Raw genomic sequence first — 3,851 nt, 5'->3', positions numbered from 1 at the left:
AAGCAGAAGCAGAAGCAGAACAGGAAGAAGTGGCAGTTCCTCAAGCTAAGGTTGAAGAAGTACAAGAGAAGCCGACAGAAAGCTTCTTTGCTCGTCTTAAGCGCAGCCTAAGCCGCACTAAAGCAAACATCGGTGCTGGTTTCTTTGGTCTGTTCAAAGGCAAGCAAATCGATGAAGACCTGTTTGAAGAGCTAGAAGAGCAACTTCTGATTGCTGACGTGGGTATGAATACCACGGTTAAGATCATTGAAAACCTGACAGAAAAAGCATCTCGCAATGACCTAAAAGACGGTGAAGCGCTTTATGGTCTGCTCAAAGAAGAGATGGCAGACATCTTAAGCCAAGTGGAACAGCCACTGGTTGTTGATACCACTAAAACACCTTACGTTATCTTAATGGTGGGTGTGAACGGTGTAGGTAAGACAACTACGATCGGTAAGCTGGCGAAACAATTCCAAAATGAAGGCAAGAAAGTGATGCTAGCAGCGGGTGATACCTTCCGTGCTGCAGCCGTTGAACAGCTTCAGGTTTGGGGTCAGCGTAACGATGTGCCAGTTATCGCTCAACACACTGGTGCGGACAGTGCGTCTGTTATCTACGATGCGATTGAAGCAGCGAAGGCTCGTGGTGTTGATGTTGTGATTGCTGATACAGCCGGTCGTTTGCAGAACAAGAGCAACCTGATGGAAGAGCTACGCAAGATCGTTCGTGTAATGAAGAAGATTGATGACTCTGCGCCACACGAAATCATGCTAACGCTCGATGCAGGTACAGGTCAGAACGCTATCAGCCAAGCGAAGTTGTTCAGTGAAGTGGCTCCAGTTACGGGTATTACACTGACTAAGCTAGATGGTACGGCGAAAGGTGGTGTAATTTTCTCAATTGCTGACCAGTTCCAGATTCCAATCCGCTACATTGGTGTGGGTGAAGGTATTGATGACCTGCGTCCATTTGAATCTAAAGACTTCATTGAAGCACTATTTAGCCGCGAAGAGTAACGCGAGTAGCAAAGTGGTTTATCCTTAATCTGCTACCGTTTTTAAATTTGATATTAGTGATCGTAAGAGGAATTTTCGGTGATCAAATTTCAGCAAGTGAGTAAAGCCTACCGAGGTGGAAGACAAGCGCTCCAAAAAGTGGACTTTCACCTGAAACGTGGAGAGATGGCTTTTTTGGGTGGGCACTCTGGGGCTGGTAAAAGTACCTTGCTGAAGTTGATCTGCGCGATAGAGCGTCCAACTGATGGACGTGTCTGGTTCAACGATCACGATATCACTCGTATCCCAGCCAAAGACATTCCTTTCTTACGCCGTAATATTGGGATTGTTTTTCAAGACCATCGCCTGCTGATGGACCGTTCGATTTTCGATAACGTCGCTCTGCCTATGCGTATTGAATCTATTTCTGAAAACGAAATAAAACGCCGAGTCAGTGCTGCGTTGGATAAAACCGGTTTATTAGATAAAGCCCGTTGTTTGCCAAGCCAACTTTCTGGTGGTGAACAACAACGCGTGGGTATTGCTCGCGCCGTGGTTAACCGTCCAACTCTGCTTTTAGCCGATGAGCCTACCGGTAATCTAGACCCTGAATTATCTAACCGTGTGTTGCGATTATTTGAAGAATTCAACCGCGCAGGTGTGACGATCATCCTAGCGACGCATGATATCGGGTTAGTGAACACTCGCCCTCAGTACCGCCATCTTGAATTAAACCAAGGATTTTTGAGTGAGGTTGAAGACTATGGCCGCGAATAAGCGCATCAAAAAACCTCAATCTAATCGAGCAGCAAACCGCGCTTCAAGCGACGGCTTCTTTGTTGTTCACTGGAAACAAGCCAAGTCATCGTTCTCGCAAATGTGGCAGCGCCCGTTAGGCAACTTACTGACCCTTGCGGTGATCTCTATGGCGTTGGCGATGCCAGCTTGTTTGTACCTATTAGGTAAAAATGTAGGGGAAGTGGCGCAAGATGTCACTAGCCCGTCACAAATAAGTGCTTATGTAGAGGATGGTATTCCTGAGCCACGAGTAATGGTGCTTAAGGATGAAATCGAAAGTTGGGATCAAGTTGAGCTCGTGGAGTACATTTCTCCGCAGCAAGGGCTTGCAGACCTCAGCCAGTATTCTGGTTTTGAAGACGCCCTAACCATTCTCGACGATTATTCACTGCCAGGTGTGCTGGTGATTACGCCAAGCGTGCACAGCGATACCTTAATTAAAGAGCTGGCAGGCACAGTTAAACAACAAGAATTAGTGACCGATGTTCGCCTAGACGAAGATTGGTTAGCGCGATTAGATGCGATCAAAGCATTAGCGGCTGTCATCGTGATTACCTTAACGGTATTGATGCTGGGCGCGGTATTTCTGATTATCGGCAATACACTACGATTTAATGTGTTGGCGCATAAAGAAGAGATTCAAACCATGAAGCTGATTGGTGCGACCGACAGCTACATTCTTCGACCATACCTTTATGCTGGGATGTGGTTTGGCGTTTTAGGTTCGATTAGCGCTTGGGTAATGACGGCATTGATTACCGTATTGCTGAACAGCGCGGTGGATGACTTGGCTCAGCTATACGACAGCCACTTCCGTTTAATTGGCCTGAATTGGGATGAATCTTTACTGCTTTTGATCGTCGGAACTCTGCTTGGTAGTGTGGCTGCAAAGCTTTCTGCACAGCGTCACCTAAAAGAAATTGAACCAGTTTAGGTGAATAGAGTCATATTTAGACGAAAAATAGGCACTTCTTAACCAGTTTTTGCCTTGTATAGACGAATTGATTATGCATAATTACTTCCCCCTCCTTGAAACCTGTTCATTTTAGGTTCAAGATTGTAGGGTTTTAATAGATGTATTACTCCAGATCAGAGATTGATGAGGAACCGAATGGCAAACCAAGCGTATCAAATGGCTTTAGTCACACAAGATAGTTTAGATAGCTATATCCGCTCAGCGAACAGCTACCCTATGCTGACTCCTGAAGAGGAACGTGGACTTGCAGAGCGATTACATTACAAAGGTGAGATCGACGCTGCGAAAGGCTTGATCCTTTCCCACCTAAGATTCGTGGTGCACGTTGCAAGAGGCTACTCTGGCTACGGGCTACCAATGGCTGATCTCGTCCAAGAAGGTAACATCGGCTTGATGAAGGCTGTTAAGCGCTTCAATCCAGAAGTTGGTGTTCGTCTCGTCTCGTTTGCTGTTCACTGGATCAAAGCTGAAATCCATGAATACGTTCTACGTAACTGGCGTATCGTTAAAATTGCGACCACTAAGGCACAGCGTAAACTGTTCTTTAACCTTCGTAAGTCTAAAAAGCGTTTGGGTTGGTTCAATAACGGTGAAGTTGAGACGGTTGCTCGTGAACTGGGTGTTGAGCCTTCAGAAGTTCGTGAGATGGAATCTCGCTTAGCAGCACAAGATGCGACGTTTGAAGCGCCTATGGACGATGACGATGGCGGTTCTGCTTACACTGCTCCAGTTTACTACCTAGAAGACAAGGCGTCAGACGTTGCTGAGACGGTTGAAGCGGCTAACTGGGAGTCACACACCAATAATCGCCTAGGGCTAGCACTAGCAAGCTTAGACGAGCGTAGCCAACACATTGTTCGCTCACGTTGGTTAGACGACAACAAGGCAACCCTGCAAGACTTAGCGGATACCTACAGTATCTCAGCTGAGCGTGTTCGCCAGTTAGAAAAGAATGCGATGAAGAAATTGAAACAAGCCGTTGGTGATTTCTAATAGCATCTAGTTTCTATTAGCTTCTACTTTCTAGTAGAGCTAACAAATAGCTGAATTTTGAAAAGGCCGAGATCGAGAGATCTCGGCCTTTTTGTTGTGCGCCGAGC

Annotated in this window: 4 protein-coding genes; all 4 read left to right on the top strand. The window is 46.3% G+C overall.

Features of this window, described 5'->3' with window-relative positions; all coding sequences use genetic code 11:
• The coding region (gene ftsY / locus AB4371_RS17015) for a signal recognition particle-docking protein FtsY (protein WP_102398534.1) at positions 1–998 on the top strand (998 nt) is incomplete at its 5' end.
• A gap of 78 nt (positions 999–1,076) precedes the next feature.
• On the top strand, positions 1,077–1,754 hold the full coding sequence (gene ftsE / locus AB4371_RS17010; RefSeq protein ID WP_004736585.1) for a cell division ATP-binding protein FtsE: 678 nt from the start codon (positions 1,077–1,079) through the stop codon (positions 1,752–1,754).
• A complete protein-coding gene (gene ftsX / locus AB4371_RS17005) occupies positions 1,741–2,709 on the top strand; it encodes a permease-like cell division protein FtsX (RefSeq protein WP_372055705.1) in 969 nt (322 codons plus the stop codon). Before ftsE ends, ftsX begins: the two co-directional genes overlap by 14 nt.
• A 177-nt stretch (positions 2,710–2,886) precedes the next feature.
• Positions 2,887–3,744, top strand: coding sequence for an RNA polymerase sigma factor RpoH (rpoH, locus tag AB4371_RS17000; RefSeq protein WP_017055518.1), 858 nt, complete (start codon positions 2,887–2,889; stop codon positions 3,742–3,744).
• The last annotated feature ends 107 nt before the right edge of the window (positions 3,745–3,851 follow it).

This window comes from Vibrio sp. 10N.261.51.A3, from assembly GCF_041471965.1.
Classification (GTDB): Bacteria; Pseudomonadota; Gammaproteobacteria; order Enterobacterales; family Vibrionaceae; genus Vibrio; species Vibrio crassostreae_C.
Note: the sequence above shows the minus strand (reverse complement) of the source record. Positions and strands in the feature narration are given on the sequence as shown.